Genomic DNA, 16,679 nt, shown 5'->3' with positions numbered 1-16,679 from the left:
TCAATCACCTATCAATTCTCTGTAGAGAAATTTGATCTAAAAGTTTATTGCAACAGGTGGAAAATTTGTCTTTAAGAAAATTACTTCTTCTTATTGTCGTTACATATACCGGGTATCATATTTATGATACCCTTCAAGGTTTTGCGGTTTATAAATTTGATCAGTCATGCCTCAAATACAAAAGAAGCGAAGTCGACTTACCTTCAATCCACGCCTTCGCCAGCCACAATATCGCACCCAAATTATTTGTTCCAGCACCTCTTCCCTATTGGCGTAACAACGGCCCTTCTGACGAAGGCATCATAGTCCAATACAAAAAAGGCGACATTCGACATCGCGAAGACCGTTTAAAGCGCGACAGCCGCACTCTAGAAGGCTGTATGACGAAACTCGCCGAACATGGTCTTGTGGAGCTCATCTTTGAAAAAGGTAGCAGATGCAGCTTGCATTCTTATTCTAAAAAGTTTGAGTCCATTGATACCCACGAACCGGATGGCGCTGTTGAAATCTATTGCTCAAATGAGCCGAGATCACTCACATGCCGTGCTCAAGACCAAATGCCGAATGGCTGGTTCGCCTATTCTGAATTTTCAAAAGAATCTCTGAAGGACTGGCGCATCGCGACGGCGGCAGCACGAGAATTTTTTGACTCAAAAATGATAGATTGCACCCCAAAATAGCAATTCGGACATTGCTATTGGCTTTCCATCACCAGCTCGAACTCGGAAAATCCGAAATCCTGACCGTTGATCCTGAGGCTGACCGCCTGCGTGCCACCGTAATAGACCCGTGTGGTGATCGGCCGGATGGCGTGGCTGCGGGAAAGTGTCAGCCGTTCGCCCGGGGCCAGTGTCAGCTTGGTCCATTTGAAAACCTTGGGTGCCAGCGTTCCGTTGGCCTTCCTGAAATGGATCAGATAGTCGAGCACAAGATCCTGCGGGTGGCTGCTGGTCGAGACCAATTCGACGTCGAAGCCGACTGACTCTCCGTAGGTGACGTCTGACGTCAGGATCTGCGGGCCTTCGACCTGGATCTCCGGAGGATTGAGCCCGAAGGCCTCCAGTGTTGCCGTGTGGCCCTGCTTGATCAGCGACCGGCAGGCGTGTCGCACGAGCTTTTCACGGTTTCTGTCCGCATCCTTCAACCAGCTTTTGGCGATATCGGCCACCAGATCAGGATGGTCCTTGGCGATGTCGTTGAGATGATTGGCAACGGACCGTCGGACATAGTCTTCCGGGTCGTCTTTCAAGGCTTCCAGAAGCGGCAAGGTAGGTGTGGGATCGACCACCAGGGACTGAAGCCGCATGCCCCAAGGCAGGCGCGGGCGGGTCCCTTCAGAGACCAGACGGCGCACGTGTACGCTTTCGTCCTTCACCCAAGGGGCCATGATGGCGAGCGCCCGTTCCTGATCCTGTGCCAGAAACGGCCTGACGTCGAATTCGGCCGTCGCCCGTTTGGTCATTTCCTTCAAGAGCGCGAACGAAGCATCGAAATCATCCAGGCCGCTGGCCGCGACAACCATGCCAAGCGGCATCATGCCCCAACCGCGGATACCGCGTTCGTCACTGCCCCGGTCGAAGGCAACCTCCGTCATCGGGTGCAGCATGGCCTGGAGGATGGCAAAGCGGGACGACAGATCCTTTGGCAGATGCCGGTCCAGATGCCTTGCGATCAGGCCTGCCCTCTGCTTGAGCTCAAGATCCTCCAGCTCCGCCAGGATGTCTGTTTCAAAGCCCAACCGGTCGAAACCGGCGTGATGCTGCGCCACATGGCTGCCGATGCAGCGCACCAGATCCGGCGAAATGTTGTTCTTGAAGGGTTCCAAAAGTCTCTCCCTGACACGGTCTTCAGGGTGTTTGCCAGAGCGGCGTCAGGAGTTCCAGACAGCTCCTGCCGTTCTCCTGACAAGCACCGTCAGGAGGGTGTCCGGAAGTCAAAAACAAAAAGCCACCCCGGGGGTGACCGGGGTGGCTTGTCCGGGGTCGGCGGCCCTCGTTAAACCGCCTTGCCTGACCTTTCCGGATCAGTCGATCCGCCGGCCGGTGTCGGCGTCAAAATAATGGATGTTTTCCGGAGCGGCGCGCAGATACAGCTTCTCGCCGGGTTCATGACGGGCATGACTCGACACGCGCACCAGGATCTCGTCCCCGCCGTCGGCAAAGCTCGAGTAGAGATAGCTTTCCGCGCCGACCGGTTCGAGCACGTTGACGCTCGCTTCCAGATGGATGCCCTCACCCTCGCCGGGTCCGCTCACCACTTCCAGGTGCTCCGGACGGATGCCGATGGTGCAGGCATCGCGGCCCTTAACATTTGCACCCTTGAGGCCGGTGCCGGTTGCAAGTGCAAGGCCGTTGCCGTCCGCCTTGACCTTCAGCAGGTTCATGGCCGGGGAACCGATGAAGCTGGCGACGAAGGTGGAGGCCGGCTTGTCGTAGACCTCGATCGGTGCGCCGATCTGCTCGATGTTGCCGCCGCTCAGAACCACCAGGCGGTCGGCCAGCGTCATGGCTTCCAGCTGATCGTGGGTGACGTAAACACTGGTGGTGCCGAGCGAGTGCTGCAGGCGCTTGATTTCAACGCGCATCTGCACGCGCAGCTTGGCATCAAGGTTGGACAGCGGTTCATCGAAGAGGAAGGCTGCCGGTTCGCGCACGATGGCACGGCCCATGGCGACGCGCTGACGCTGACCACCGGACAGGGCCCGCGGCTTGCGTTCCAGGTAATCACCGATTTCCAGAATGCGCGCGGCTTCTTTCACTCGCCGGTCGATCTCGTCCTTGGCCATGCCGCGGTTCTTCAGACCGTAGGCAAGGTTGTTGTAGACCGACATATGCGGATAAAGCGCATAGTTCTGGAACACCATCGCGATGTCACGGTCGGCCGGGTCGACGTTGTTGACCACCCGGTCACCGATCTTGATCTCGCCTGTGGTGATTTCCTCAAGGCCGGCCATCATGCGCAGCAGCGTGGACTTGCCACAGCCCGACGGGCCGACCAGGACGATGAATTCGCCATCCGCGATATCGATGGAAACGCCTTTGACCGCTTCCACACTGCCGCCATAGACCTTGCGGACCTTGTCGAGAGTTATCGTTGCCATTTATCTAAAAACCTCACTTGTCGCTCTCGACGAGCCCTTTGACGAACCAGCTCTGGAAAATCACCACGATGAGCACCGGCGGCACGATGGCGAGGATCGCCAGCGCCATGGCCTCGTTGAAGTCCGGGATTTGCGCCCCGACCCAGACCTGCAGGATCTGCTTGATGCCGCGAACCAGGGTGAACATGCTTTCGTCGGTGGTGATCAGCGTCGGCCAGAGGTACTGGTTCCAGCCATAGACGAACATGATGATGAAGATTGCCGCGATCATCGTCTGCGACAGCGGCACCAGGATGTCCTTGAAGAATTTCCAGGGTCCGGCACCGTCGATGCGGGCGGCTTCCAGAAGCTCGTCCGGAACCGACATGAAGAACTGGCGGAAGAAGAAGGTGCCTGTCGCCGAAGCGATGAGCGGCACGATCAGGCCGGAATAGGTGTTCACCATGCCGAGGGACTGGACGATTTCATAAGACGGCAAGATGCGCACTTCCAGCGGCAGCAGGAGCGTTGAAAAGATCACCCAGAAGCAAAGAGTTGCCATCGGAAAGCGGAAATAAACGATGGCGTAGGCCGCCAGCATGGAAATGACGATCTTGCCGACGGCAAAGCCAAGGCCGAGGATCATCGAGTTCTTGAGCATGACGAAACCGTTGACTTCCTTCGTAAAGCCACCGGCCTCGAACAGGACCGTCTCGTAGTTCTCCAGGAACTCGCCGCCCGGGGTGAACTGAATGCCTTCCTTGTAGATGGTGATCGCATCGTGCGTGCTGGTCAGAAACGCCAGCACCACCGGAGTGACCATGAAGAAGACGCCGAGAAGAAGAATGATGTGGTCCGAGATCTGCAGTTTTTTCATCGCCGCCTCCCTTACGTGTAGTGCACGCGCCGCTCGATGAGGCGGAACTGGATGATTGTCAGGATGAACACCATCGCCATCAGGATCACGGACTGGGCCGAGGATCCGCCAAGGTCGTTGCCGCGGAAACCGTCCAGATAGACCTTGTAGACCAGGGTCACCGGGTTGTTGCCAGGCTCGTTCTTCACGATGACATCCACGATGCCGAAGGTGTCGAAGAAGGCGTAGGTGATGTTGATGATCAGCAGGAAGAAGCCGGTGGGGGCCAGCAGCGGGAATGTGACTGTCCAGAACCGGCGGAAGCCGGACCGGCAGTCGATGCTGGCAGCCTCCTGAACGGATTTGGAAATGCCCTGCAGACCGGACAGGAAAAAGATGAAGTTCACCGGGATCTGCTTCCAGACGGCGGTGACGATCATCGCGAAGCTGGTATCGAAATAGTTGACGCCGATCTGCATCTTCCAGCCGAACATGGCGAACAAATCGACGATGGGGCCGACATGCTGGTCGAACAGGAGCACGCCGATCAGCCCGGCGACGGGCGGAGCAACCGCATAGACCCACATCAGCAGGGTCTTGTAGGCGGAAGCCCCGCGCAAGACCTTGTCTGCCTTGACGGCCAGCAGAAGGGCAATCCCGAGCGACAGGACCGTCACGAAGAAGGTAAAGACCGCCGTGAAGCGCGCCACACGACCGTAGTCGGTGGACGTGATCATGTCCTTGAAATTATCGAGGCCGACATAGGTCGAGCCGAAACCGAACGGGTCCTCGAGATAAAAGGAGGACTGGATCGCTTGCGCGGCTGGCCACAGGAAGAAAACCGTCACGATGCCGAGCTGCGGCAGAAGCAGCAGATACGGCAGCCACGGAGACTGAAACTGGACTTTTTTCATTATTTCGTTTCTCGACCACCGGGAACGACTGGTGCCGGCCACCCCTTGTGAGACGGCCTGCCCGAAACATCAGGCATTGGTTTGAATGCCCGAGATTTCATTCATTTCGCTGCGGATCGACATCGACCACTCCGCCGCCTCCGGCTGAATGTCGACCGACCCGGGCCATAAGCGCACATATTCGGCAGAATTGGTACGCCTATACAGCCACGCTCAAAGGTCGATAGGGGCGCAGGGCGCCCCTATCGGTCTAACAACCAGGTCAGGCTTAGTTGCCCGTGGTCTTGGCGAAACGCTCAAGAAGCTTGTCGCCGTCGGCCTTAATCGTTGCGAATGCGTCGTCGACGCTGGTTTCGCCGGAGAAGACCTTGCCGAGTTCACGGTTCATGACGTCGCGGATCTGGACGTAGAAGCCCATGCGATAGCCCTTGGTCCACTCGCCGCCGTCCAGGGACAGCTGCTTGATGCCGACTTCGGCAGCCGGGGTGCGCTCGTAGTGGCCGTCCTTCTTGGCCAGCTCATAGGCAGCTTCGGTGATCGGCACGTAACCGGTTTCCTTGTGCCACATGTACTGGACTTCCGGAGAGGTCAGGTACTCGAAGAAGGACGCAACGCACTTGTTCTCTTCAGCCGGCTTGCCGGACATTGCAAACAGAGCCGCACCACCGATGAAGGAAGCCTTGTTGGCGCCTTCAACAGCTTCCCAGTAAGGCAGGAAGGTTGCGGAGAACGGGAAGTCGACCGTGTCGGCGATGCCGCCGAAGGAACCGGAAGAGCCGATCCAGAGGGCAACCTTGCCTTCGTTGAACGGTGTCTGGTTGTCACCCCAGCCGGTGCCGTAGTAACCGAAGAGACCTTCGTCGAGCCACTTCTTGGCAGCCTTGAAGTGGTTCTTGATCGGCTCGCCGAAAACCAGCTCGGTGCCTTCCGCGCCGTCGTAACCGTTGTTGTTGGTTGCGAACTGCAGGTTATGACGGGACTTGAAGTTCTCGACGAATTCCCACGGCAGGTGCGACTGAACGAGCGGCACGTAACCGGCTTCCTTCAGCTTCGGAGCAATGGCTTCGAACTCTTCGTAGGTCTTCGGAGCTTCGACACCGGCCTTCTTCATCGCATCTTCGTTGATGTAGAGGATCGGAGCGGAGGAGTTGAACGGCATGCCGATCATCTTGCCGTCGCTGTCGGCGTAGAAATAGCGAACACCGGCGATGTAGTCTTCGATGTTGAAATCGAGGCCGTTGTCCTTGAGCAGGTCTTCAACCGGAATCACTGCGCCCTTGGCACCGATGATGGTGGCGGCACCAGCGTCGAACACCTGCAGGATGTTCGGCTGTTCGCCAGCGCGGAATGCTGCGATACCGGAGGTCAGGGTTTCTTCATAGGTGCCCTTGAAGACCGGCGTGATCTTGCAGGCGTCCTGGGACTCGTTATAGCCGTTGGAAATGTCGACAACGACTTCGCCTAGCTTGCCGCCCATGGCGTGCCACCAGGAGATGTCGGTTGCCGCGAAAGAGGCGGAGGACGTGCCCAACAGGGCGGCCGCAGCAACGAGGCTGGCGACTGTCTTGCGATAAGCCATGTTCATTTGCTCCCATCTAGCAGGGCGTTTTTTCGCCCCGGTCAGCAGTTGGTTCTCTCTCGGTGCCAAAATGGCTTCATCGGCACCAGAAACGATAACGCCTGCGTTTCGTATTGTTTTCATATGAACGTTATATGACGCTCATATGAACATTAAAAGACGCCTTGACCGCGTCCGCAAGAGGGAACGGATTAAATTTAATGAATCCTGGCCATTCGGTGGATGCAAGGCTGGCCCTGCGGGGGAACCCACGGTCTCGTCCGGCTGCAACAGCTTGCCTGAGGACGCGGCTTCACCCGCGCCGCAATCCGGGCGAATGCTGGAGTTTTCGCAGACTCCAGGTGACTCAAATGAAACCGGTCAGCCGTTCATATGAACTCTCGGTCACTTTCGCCGGCCTGTGGAAAGTTCGGATTTTTTTCAACCGCTTATCGCAGCGGGACAGAAGTTCCTGACCCGGCAGGGCGCTTGCGCATGCTTTCGCCGCGCCTCAGGCGTCCTGTCCGAAGATCCGCCGCTTCGTGCTTTCGGAGGAATGCAGTATCTTGTTGTAAAGATAATGCTTGGCCCGCTTTTCCAGAAAACGGAACGCGTATTCCAGCCAGCCCATGACGCTCCGCCGGGGCTTCGGCCCCGGTGTCAGATGTTTGTGAATGCGTCCCTCGTCGCAGAGCTGCTGGACCCACAGCTTTTCCGCATCCCAGTCATGGGTGTGCTGTTTGCCCTGATGGGTGAAGCCGAACAGGTGAATTTCGGCATCCGGCAGAACATTCAGGAATTCGGCGATGATGGACGCGCCCGATGTCGGTTTGCTGCGGTCGAACGGGTCGAATCTCTTCAGGTGTTCCCGCGCCTTGTTCGTGGGGCCAAGCCCCAGATAGCGCGGCTTACATTCGCGCGCGAACAGCCAGTCGACCTCACCATACTCCTTTATGTCGTTCACCCAGACTTCCTGCGCGCGCTCCAGGGCAACAGGGTTGATCCGCTTCGACATATAGACCCGGGCCCGGTTGAGCATCAGAACGTCGACCCGCTGGCCCGCGGCCCCAAGCGCTGGCGCACTGTTGAAGCGCAGCACCAGGTCCGCCTTGTCGATTTCCGGCGCATCGGGCTCGGAAATCGGTCCGTTGCCGACGATGGAAATCGTCCTGATCTTCCGGCCGTCCAGAAGGCTGCTGGTCATTGGTGCTTTCCTGCCTGTTGTGCCGGGGCGTATAGCAACCCGGCTCCTGCCCGGCAACGGCTGTTTGGAATGGATACAGCCTCTATGCGGTTCCGCAACCCGTCTGCATGGGTTAGGCTCTGTCCAACCGATTGCTACAGACGATCCTTGCATGTCCTTGAACTTCTCATCCGTCTTTCCGTTGAAACACGCCCGCGCCCACGAAGTGTGCGGCGACAGCGCGTTGAGCTTTGCCGCGATCGCCGCCGGGATGACCAAGGGGGCCGTCGTGTGGATTTCGGAAGACTGGCGGCCGCCGGTGAACCCGGAAGGTCTTGCCACCTATTGCGATCCGGGCCGGCTGCTTCTGACCCGCGCCGCCAACCAGCTGACCGCTCTGGCAAGTGCGGAAACCGCGCTCAGGTCCGGCGCTGCCGGGCTGGTGGTGGCCGAACTTTCCGGCACTGTCGGACTGACGGAGGGACGCCGACTGCAGCTGGCGGCCGAAGCCGGGCGCACCACGGCCATCCTGCTGATCCCGGAAGGCGCCGGCAGCAATGCGGCCGAAACCCGCTGGCGCAGCACCGGCATTCCGGCTCCGTCCGATCCCACTTCCGGGCCTGCGACGGTGCCTCGTCAAAATGGTCATGACTCGACTCATTGGCGCTGGTCGCTTATAAAGAACAAAATAGGAACATTGTCGGAATGGGTAGTACGTTGGGATGCAGCGGCGCATCGTGTCATTGTGGTTTCCGAGGCTGGCGGCTGAGCGCTCCCTGCGTGCCCGGCCGGTCGACGCGCCCTTTGCGCTGAGCCTTTTCGACCGCAATTCCGAACGCCTTTACGACCTGTGCCCACGCGCCGAAAGCTTCGGTCTCAACCGCGGCATGACGCTGGTTCATGCCCGCAGTTTCTGCCCCGGCCTGCTGACCCGCCCGGCGGACCCCGCCGCCGACCAACGCTTCCTGCGGCTGCTGGCCCGGTGGGCGACCCGCTACTGCCCATGGGTCGGCCTTGACGGGCGCAACGGCCTGTTTCTCGACATCACCGGCTCGGCCCATCTGCTGGGCGGCGAGGAGCCGCTGCTGGACGATATCCGCGCCCGGCTGGCCCGGGCGGGGCTGACCGCCCGGCTCGGCCTTGCCGATACCCCGGGAACGGCCTGGGCGCTGTCCCGGTTTGCCGAAGGCATTGCCGAGACCGGCGAGACCCTTGCCCGCATCGGCCCGCTGCCCTTGTCCGCCCTGCGGCTGTCCGACCAGACCTGCACCAGTCTGGAACGGCTCGGCATCGCCACGGTCTCGCAGCTCTACAATCTGCCGCGCGCCACCGTCGCCCGGCGGTACGAGCCCGATGTCCTGCGCCGCCTCGATCAGGCGCTGGGGGCGCTGCCCGAGCAGATTTCCCCCCTGGGCGAGGAGCCGGGCTTTGCCGTGCGCATGACCCTGCCCGACCCGATCGGCCTTCTGGACGATGTCATGGCCGCCGCACGCCGGCTGACCGCGCATCTGTGCCAACGGCTCGACACCGCGCAAAAGGGCGCCCGCAGCCTGAAGCTGACCTTTCGCCGGGTCGACCAGGAAAACCAGGCGGTGGAACTGAAGCTCGCCCGGCCGATGCGCGATCCGGAACGGATCCTTGCCCTGTTCGAGCGTGGGGTCAGCTCGGTGGATGCAGGCTATGGCATCGACATGATCCGCCTGGAAGCAACCGAGGTGGAACCGCTCGGCATGCGCCAGCTGGACCGCACCGAAGGCCTGGAGAAAGACGGGCTTGACGATCTCATCACCCAGCTTGGCAACCGGGTGGGCCTCGACAATATCCTGCGGTTCCAGCCGGTCGACAGCCACATTCCCGAGCGCAGCTTCAAGCTGGTTCCGGCCGCCTACAGCCGCCCGGCGCAAGCCTGGCCCGCCAACCGCCCGCGCCCGATCCGCCTGTTCGCGCCCGAACCGATTTCCGGCACCGGCTTCGAACCGCCCCGGCGTTTCCGCTGGCGCGGCCGGGCGCTGACCGTGTTCGAGGCCGAGGGGCCGGAACGGATCACCCCTGCCTGGTGGGACCTGGACGACAGCTGGGCCAAGGGCCTGCGCGACTACTGGCGCATCGCCACCCACCAGGGCCAGCGCCTGTGGCTGTTCCACACGCCCCAGCATCCGGGCTGGTTCGTGCAAGGGGAGTTCGGCTGATGGGGTTCCGCAGTTTACGCCTTGCCTCCGCTGCTTCCCCGGCCAAATGCGGCACACAGGGACACGGGGTCTCGTGCATCTGTCTTTGCAAGAACATCATCGGAAAGAACAGGGAGGCTTGCCGGTGAGTGTGCTTCCGTCTCCTGACGACTTCCGGCCCGAGCCGGTCCGCTATGCGGAGCTGGCCGTGACGTCGAATTTTTCGTTCCTGCGGGGGGCCTCCCATCCGGAGGAGCTGGTGACACGGGCCGCCATGCTCAATCTCGATGCGATTGCCATTACCGACCGCAATTCGCTGGCCGGGGTTGTCCGGGCCTATTCGGCGCTGAAGGAGATCAAGCGGGCAGCGGCCGAGGAAGGCGTTCAGATCCGCTCGCATTCGCAGATCGACACCTCCTCCCGCAAGGAGACGAACACGAGCCCGCCCCTGCCTGCGCCGCAGACGCTGAAGCTGCCGCGGCTGATCGTCGGCGCGCGGCTTTGCCTGCAGGACAGCCCGCTGCACTGGGTGGCGCTGCCGACCGACCGCGCCGCCTATGAGCGGCTGAGCCAGTTGCTTACCCTCGGCAAGCGGCGTGCGGAAAAGGGCGAGTGTCACCTGAATTTCTCCGACCTCATGAACGCCTGCAAGGGCATGATCCTGATTGCCCTGCCGCAGCCGGAGATGGCGCGCGAGACGATTTGTGAGGCGGCTAAGGATCACATTCGCCGCCTGCGCCAGGAAGCGCCGGGACATGTGTTTCTGGGCGCTGCGCCCCGCTATGACGGCACAGACCAGGCCTGGTTCCGCACCTGCGCCCGCGCGGCGCATTCGCTTGCAGCGCCGATGGTCGCCGTTGGTGATGTGATGATGCACCATGCCGGCCGGCGCCGGCTGGCCGATGTGCTGACGTGCCTGCGCGAAGGCTGCACCATCGACGACATCGGCACACGGGCCCTGCCCAATGGCGAACGCCGGCTGAAGGCCCCGGCAGACATGGCCAGGCTGTTCCGCCACCATCCGGCGGCCCTTCGCCGGACGCTTGAGATCGCCACCCGCTGCAGCTTCGATCTGTCCGAACTTTCCTACGAATATCCGGACGAGATCACGGGTAACGAACCGCCCCAGGAACGGCTGGAGCGGCTGACCTACGAGGGGCTGGAAAGGCGGTATCCTGCGGGCGTGCCGGACCATGCGCTGGCGCTGGCGGAAAAGGAACTCAAGCTGATCCGCAAACTTGCCTTCGCCGCCTATTTCCTGACCGTGCATGACATCATCCGCTTTGCCCGCAGCCAGAACATCCTGTGCCAGGGGCGCGGGTCGGCGGCCAATTCCATCATCTGCTATGCGCTCGGCATCACCGATGTGGGGCCGGAAACCATCACCATGGTGTCGGAGCGTTTCATCTCCGAACATCGGGGCGAGCCGCCGGACATCGACGTCGATTTCGAGCATGAGCGCCGCGAGGAGGTGATCCAGTATGTCTATGAAAAATACGGCCGCCACCGCGCCGGGCTCTGCGCCACGGTGATCCACTTCCGAACCCGCGCGGCGATCCGCGAGGTCGGCAAGGTGATGGGGCTGAATGCGGATGTCACCGCCGCACTGGCGGGGCAGATCTGGGGCAGTTCCAACAAGGGACCGGAAGAAACGCGGATGAAGGAGATCGGGCTTGATCTCGACAATCCGCGCGTTCGCCAGACCATCGAGCTGATCCGCGAGATCATCGGCTTTCCGCGCCATCTCAGCCAGCATGTCGGCGGCTTCGTGATCACGCAGGGGCGGCTCGACGCACTCTGCCCGATCGAGAACGCGGCCATGGAAAACCGCACGGTGATCGAATGGGACAAGGACGATATCGACGCGCTCGGCATCCTGAAGGTGGATCTGCTCAGCCTCGGCATGCTGACCTGCATCCGCAAGTGCTTCGAGCTGATCGACAGCCACCACGGCCAGGAACTGACACTCGCCACCGTGCCCCAGGCCGACAGGAAGACCTATGACATGCTGTGCGTGGCCGATGCCATCGGCGTCTTTCAGGTGGAAAGCCGGGCGCAGATGAACTTCCTGCCGCGCATGCGCCCGCGCGAATTCTATGACCTCGTCATCGAGGTGGCGATCGTGCGCCCCGGCCCGATCCAGGGCGGCATGGTGCACCCTTACATCAACCGACGCCAGGGCCGGGAGAAGGTCACCTTCCCCTCCAAGGCGCTGGAGGAGGTGCTGGGCAAGACGCTTGGCGTGCCGCTGTTCCAGGAACAGGCCATGCAGATCGCCGTGGTCGCCGCCGGGTTCACGCCGTCGGAGGCCGACAAGCTGCGCCGCTCCATGGCCACCTTCCGGCGCATGGGCACCATCGGGCAGCTGAAGGACAAGTTCATCTCCGGCATGCTGGAGCGCGGCTACGAGCTGGAATTCGCGCAGAACTGCTTCGGCCAGATCGAGGGGTTCGGCGAATACGGCTTTCCGGAAAGCCATGCCGCCGCCTTTGCCATGCTGGCCTATGTCTCGGCCTATCTGAAATGCCACTTCCCGGCCGAATTCGCCTGCGCGCTGCTGAATGCCCAGCCGATGGGCTTTTATGCCCCGGCGCAGATCGTGCGCGATGCCCGCGAGCACCAGGTGGAGGTGCGCCCGGTGTGCGTCAACACCAGCCTGTGGGACAACACCCTGGAGCGGCGCAGCGACGGCGCGCTGGCGCTGCGCCTGGGGTTTCGCCAGATCAAGGGCCTGCGCGAGGAGGACGCTGCCTGGATCGTCGCGGCCCGCGGCAACGGCTATCCGGACACGGAAACCCTGTGGCTGCGCACCGGCGTCATGCCGGCCACGCTGGAGCGGCTGGCCGAAGCCGATGCCTTTGCCGGCATGGGGCTCAGCCGCCGGGCGGCGCTCTGGCAGGTGAAGACCATCCGCAGCCCCAAACCGCTGCCGCTTTTCAACGACCCCATCGACGGCGAAGCGATCTTCGAGCCGGATGTCCTCCTGCCCACCATGCATCTGGGGCAGGAAGTGGTGGAGGATTACCTGTCCACCCGGCTAACCTTGCGCGCCCACCCGATGGAGCTGCTGCGCCCGCATATCCCGCATCTGACACCGCATGACCGGCTGGCGGCGCTGACCCCGCGCGAGGCGCGCCGCGTTTCCGTCTGCGGGCTGGTGATCACCCGCCAGCGCCCGGGCACGGCCTCGGGCGTGATCTTCCTGACGCTAGAGGACGAGACCGGCGTTTCCAACGTTGTCGTCTGGCCGAAGATGTACGAGAAATTCCGGCCCGCCGTTCTCGGCGGACGGCTGCTCAAGGTCACCGGGCGGCTGGAGCGCGAAGGCATGGTCGTGCACCTGATCGCCGACCACATCGAGGACCGCTCCCGCGACCTGTCCCTTCTGGGCCACCCCAACGACGACGTTCTGGGACAGACGACCACCAAGACCGACGACGTGCCGGTGCATCTGAAATCAGACGCACAACGCACCCGCGCCATGCACCCGCGCGAACAGGCCAAGCGGCTGTTCCCGAGCCGGGATTTTCATTGAGGGGTAGTGTGTGAAAGGGGTGGGGAGTGGGCGTTTGCTGCGGTCGCAACGAATGACCGGATTCGGACGGAGGCGGACTGGCAGTGTTCATAATCTACTTTTAAGAAGATGACGTCTAAGTTAGTTGTGCACACGATAGGTTACGGCGCAAAGCTGAGCCTGATAGCGAACACGTTATTCTGTGATTCGGATCCTTGAAGCTGTGATTTGTGTGAAGCAGCGTGATGCCGGTCTGAACAACTGTAGAGCGCTGCTTGCGGTTCACAGCTTACACTTCGCGCCAATGCTTGGATAAGGGCTGTCAACAGAATCAGGCAAGCTTGTCTGTCAATCGCAACCCAAATTACAACGTGGAGTTCTTATCCCCCTTGCGCACTTGATCGGATGCAATATCCTGCATTCTACTCTAAGCGTTGTAAGAGCCAGTCGTTCCACTGCCAGATGTAGCCGGGATTGCCACGTTGACAGAATTATCACAGGTTCCGGGCCTTCTGCAGCGCCTAGACAAAGAAATATCTGCCGGAGATGCTTGCATTGAAGGTTTCATCGATGACCTCCAGATGTTTCAAGACAGGCGAACCTCGGGAACGCTCGTTGGGCTTGAAGCAAAGTTGACCGCCGCAGAGCGGCAGGATCAGTTGGAAAGTGCCCACCTAAAAAAAGAACTTTTCGCAAAACTTTTGGCAAGGATGCAGCATTATCCTTCGGCTCAAAAAATCTTCGCGTTATTTCTTGCCCGTATTAACGACGTTTTTGAGAACCATATTATGCCTTATGTTTCGACTCTCGACAGGCAGCAGATAGACGAGATAATCGAAGAAAAGATCGTTCAGCCGACATTGAAAGATATGGGTTCTGGTTTCGAGCACTTTACGATTAACCACGCTCATGTTCGGGGAATGATCTACTGGCTTGCAGACAGATGCTACGTTAGGTGGAGCTGATGTTCTCTCTCGCGTACACACCAGCATACGACCCGTATCACACAGTATTTAGATTCCTGGTTCTTCTGACTTCGTCGGAAACCGAGTCATTTGGTTACAGATCGATAAGAGCCGCAGATTTTTTCCTTTGTTTTCCTTGGTCACTTAAGGGCGTAAGGGCACCAAGAGACGTCGAAGGATTTTCGCGAACACGCAACAGTATTGTGAAAAAGTATCCAAAGTCTGGCTACGACAACTTTCCAAGTGCAAGGGTTGTATTCGAACGGATGGAGATAGTCCAAGCGACAGCAGCTAGTGCATTAGCAGGTTCCAATATGATAGATGATTTCGACGTATCGAATGGAAGACTAACGCTTAGGCGAAATAATGTTCCATCAAACTTGATGGTTTCTGTTCGGTCGTCCTCTGAAAGAATTGCTGATCTTGTTCAATTTCTAGCAGTCAACTTTCCGAAAATGGAAGAATTTGGAAAAGATGGAATTTTTTCGCGCTGCGGCCTAGGTGAATTTAGTTATGACGTTGTTTAGACCAAATCTAGAGGTCGTTGACCTGACGATCTTCCGAAGGGGACAAATTGTATTTTCCGAAAGTTTCCACACCGGCCTGAACATTATTCGCGGAGAAAATAGTTCAGGTAAGTCCACAATTATGGACTTCATTTTTTACGGTTTGGGAGGCGATCTGCTCGAACACCAATGGCGAGAGTCTGCACTTCTCTGTGACACAGTAATGATGGGCGTAAAGCTCAATGGAAAGAATGTCACTCTACAACGAGATGTGGAACAAAAGTCTTCGCAACCGATGAAGATTTACTTCGGCCCTTCTTCCGAAGCGTTAAAAAGCAGTGGGGAGGGCTGGGAGCGCTACTCCTTCCGTAGGGGGAAATCCGAAAGCTTCTCACAAATTATGTTTCGGCTTCTGGGACTTCCCGAAGTTCAGTATGGAGAAGCGAACACGAAGATCACGATGAACCAACTTCTTCGGATTCTTTATTCGGATCAGCTGAGTTCTGTCGAGAAGCTTTTTCGACAACAGCTTTTCGATGACGCAATAACGCGGCAAACTGTCGGCAATTTATTGCTGGGAGCATTCAGTAATGAATATTACGCCGCAAAGTTGAGCCTCAAGACCTACGAAGCTGAGATAAAGGATGCAATATCTAGGATCACAACGCTTATTCGTATTCATGGACGTGACGGGCACCCATTGACGGAGGAATGGATTGAGCAGGAGTATTCACGGCTACAACGTGAACTGCACGATCTAAATACTGAGATAGAGTCGATTGAGTCTCAAGTGTTTTCAGTTCAGTTTGAAGACAGGTTGTCGCTCAACGATCAGAAGGCGACCTACGCGAGAGTGCAGTCGCTCCAAGCCGAAATCGGCAAAATCACGGAAGAGCTGGATTATCTAGAGTTGGAAGCCGAGGATTCACTCGAATTCATAGCTTCTCTTAGCAAGAAGCTAGACGCACTTCATGAGTCCAAGATGGTTGTGGACGAATTGAACGCTCTGAGCTTCGAGTTTTGCCCTGCTTGCTTTGCACCTGTGGAAAGTGCGGAGGTGGAAGGAGCGTGTTCGCTCTGCAAACAAGCGTCAGACCAAAGCCAGGTCAAGGAGCGCGCGCTACGTTTAATCAACGAGTATGCTCGACAAAGACAAAACTCATTGGACCTACAGGCTGATAGGCAGCGACGGATTTCTGAGCTGAAGGCCCGGCTAACAAAAGTAACTGAATTGTGGGAGCAGGCTGGCCGTCACTACACCGTTTCACTGCGGAGCCCAACTACTGAAATGCGCACGAAGCTAAGAGCGCTTAACAGAGAGGCCGGGTACGCGCAGAGAGAGTTAGAAGAACTGGCAGCACGCAAGTCTGTAGTCGCGGAATTGCGAGAGGCGCAGCAACAGCGGGATGAGCTTCAGAGAAAGATTGACGAGGTTCGGACTTTTATCGAAACATCCGAGAAACGCGATCTACATCAGATATCTCAAGCGAGACGTTCAATTGAGTTGGAGGTTCTAGACTTTTTGAGGAGAGATCTCGAACGCCAATCCACTTTCGTAAACGCTGACTCTGTGAACTTTGACTTCGACGGAGACAGAATTAGTGTAAATGGTGAGTCATTCTTCTCTGCGAGCTCTATGGTTTACCTGCGGAATAGCTTTATTGCGTCATTTGCGGTCGCTGCAGCAAATCAAAGTTCCTTTTCGCATCCACGGTTTTTGTTGATGGATACCATCGAGGATAAGGGCATGGAGCCCGAGAGAAGCAGAAATTTCCAGCGGTTGTTGAATGAAAAATCTTCCACTGCTGCATCAATGAACCAAATGATTATCGCGACTTCAATGATTGCGCCAGAGCTTGATGTTCCTGAAATAACTGTGGGTGACTTCTATACCCATGAGAACCGAACATTGCGTATCTCTAGCACTTAGGGTGTG

Annotated in this window: 13 protein-coding genes; 7 read left to right on the top strand and 6 right to left on the bottom strand. The window is 58.5% G+C overall.

What is annotated here, in order from left to right:
• Nucleotides 1–65: 65 nt before the first annotated feature.
• Nucleotides 66–680 carry a hypothetical protein gene (locus tag FMN63_RS02195; protein ID WP_148582298.1) on the top strand — a complete coding sequence of 205 codons (615 nt, stop codon included), beginning with the start codon at nucleotides 66–68 and terminating at the stop codon, nucleotides 678–680.
• 14 nt (nucleotides 681–694) lie between these two features.
• Here the strand turns inward: FMN63_RS02195 and FMN63_RS02190 are convergent, their stop codons facing one another.
• From FMN63_RS02190 to FMN63_RS02165, 6 genes are all read right to left on the bottom strand, one after another.
• Entirely contained in the window at nucleotides 695–1,825 is a 1,131-nt protein-coding gene (locus tag FMN63_RS02190; RefSeq protein WP_148582297.1) for a DNA alkylation repair protein, read from the bottom strand.
• Between the two features lie 198 nt (nucleotides 1,826–2,023).
• Complete coding sequence (locus FMN63_RS02185) at nucleotides 2,024–3,100, bottom strand: sn-glycerol-3-phosphate import ATP-binding protein UgpC (RefSeq protein ID WP_148582296.1); 1,077 nt, start codon at nucleotides 3,098–3,100, stop codon at nucleotides 2,024–2,026.
• Between the two features lie 13 nt (nucleotides 3,101–3,113).
• A complete protein-coding gene (gene ugpE, locus FMN63_RS02180; RefSeq protein ID WP_148582295.1) occupies nucleotides 3,114–3,956 on the bottom strand; it encodes a sn-glycerol-3-phosphate ABC transporter permease UgpE in 843 nt (280 codons plus the stop codon).
• An 11-nt stretch (nucleotides 3,957–3,967) separates the two neighbouring features.
• The gene (locus FMN63_RS02175; RefSeq protein ID WP_148582294.1) at nucleotides 3,968–4,849 is read right to left on the bottom strand and encodes an ABC transporter permease subunit; all 882 of its coding nucleotides are present in this window, start codon (nucleotides 4,847–4,849) and stop codon (nucleotides 3,968–3,970) included.
• 268 nt (nucleotides 4,850–5,117) lie between these two features.
• Nucleotides 5,118–6,428 carry an extracellular solute-binding protein gene (locus FMN63_RS02170; RefSeq protein ID WP_148582293.1) on the bottom strand — a complete coding sequence of 437 codons (1,311 nt, stop codon included), beginning with the start codon at nucleotides 6,426–6,428 and terminating at the stop codon, nucleotides 5,118–5,120.
• Between the two features lie 490 nt (nucleotides 6,429–6,918).
• Nucleotides 6,919–7,611, bottom strand: a complete 693-nt coding sequence (locus tag FMN63_RS02165; protein WP_148582292.1) for a glycosyltransferase family 29 protein — start codon at nucleotides 7,609–7,611, stop codon at nucleotides 6,919–6,921.
• A 151-nt stretch (nucleotides 7,612–7,762) separates the two neighbouring features.
• On the opposite strand from FMN63_RS02165, the gene FMN63_RS02160 reads away from it, so the two are divergent.
• The 6 genes from FMN63_RS02160 (at nucleotide 7,763) to FMN63_RS02140 (ending at nucleotide 16,673) form a co-directional block, all read left to right on the top strand.
• Nucleotides 7,763–8,359: an ImuA family protein gene (locus tag FMN63_RS02160; RefSeq protein WP_148582291.1), complete on the top strand. Its 597-nt coding sequence runs from the start codon at nucleotides 7,763–7,765 to the stop codon at nucleotides 8,357–8,359.
• On the top strand, nucleotides 8,313–9,779 hold the full coding sequence (locus tag FMN63_RS02155) for a Y-family DNA polymerase (protein ID WP_162854975.1): 1,467 nt from the start codon (nucleotides 8,313–8,315) through the stop codon (nucleotides 9,777–9,779). Before FMN63_RS02160 ends, FMN63_RS02155 begins: the two co-directional genes overlap by 47 nt.
• Before the next feature lie 124 nt (nucleotides 9,780–9,903).
• A complete protein-coding gene (locus FMN63_RS02150; RefSeq protein ID WP_148582290.1) occupies nucleotides 9,904–13,293 on the top strand; it encodes an error-prone DNA polymerase in 3,390 nt (1,129 codons plus the stop codon).
• Between the two features lie 461 nt (nucleotides 13,294–13,754).
• Complete coding sequence (locus FMN63_RS02145) at nucleotides 13,755–14,237, top strand: ABC-three component system protein (RefSeq protein ID WP_148582289.1); 483 nt, start codon at nucleotides 13,755–13,757, stop codon at nucleotides 14,235–14,237.
• On the top strand, nucleotides 14,237–14,764 hold the full coding sequence (locus FMN63_RS29975) for an ABC-three component system middle component 5 (RefSeq protein WP_353619100.1): 528 nt from the start codon (nucleotides 14,237–14,239) through the stop codon (nucleotides 14,762–14,764). Before FMN63_RS02145 ends, FMN63_RS29975 begins: the two co-directional genes overlap by 1 nt.
• Entirely contained in the window at nucleotides 14,751–16,673 is a 1,923-nt protein-coding gene (locus tag FMN63_RS02140; protein WP_148582288.1) for an AAA family ATPase, read from the top strand. The genes FMN63_RS29975 and FMN63_RS02140 overlap by 14 nt, the downstream gene beginning before the upstream one ends.
• The last annotated feature ends 6 nt before the right edge of the window (nucleotides 16,674–16,679 follow it).

Origin of the sequence: Stappia sp. BW2, assembly GCF_008107695.1 — a bacterium.
Taxonomy (GTDB): Bacteria; Pseudomonadota; Alphaproteobacteria; order Rhizobiales; family Stappiaceae; genus Roseibium.
This window is presented reverse-complemented; position numbering and strand designations above follow the sequence as displayed.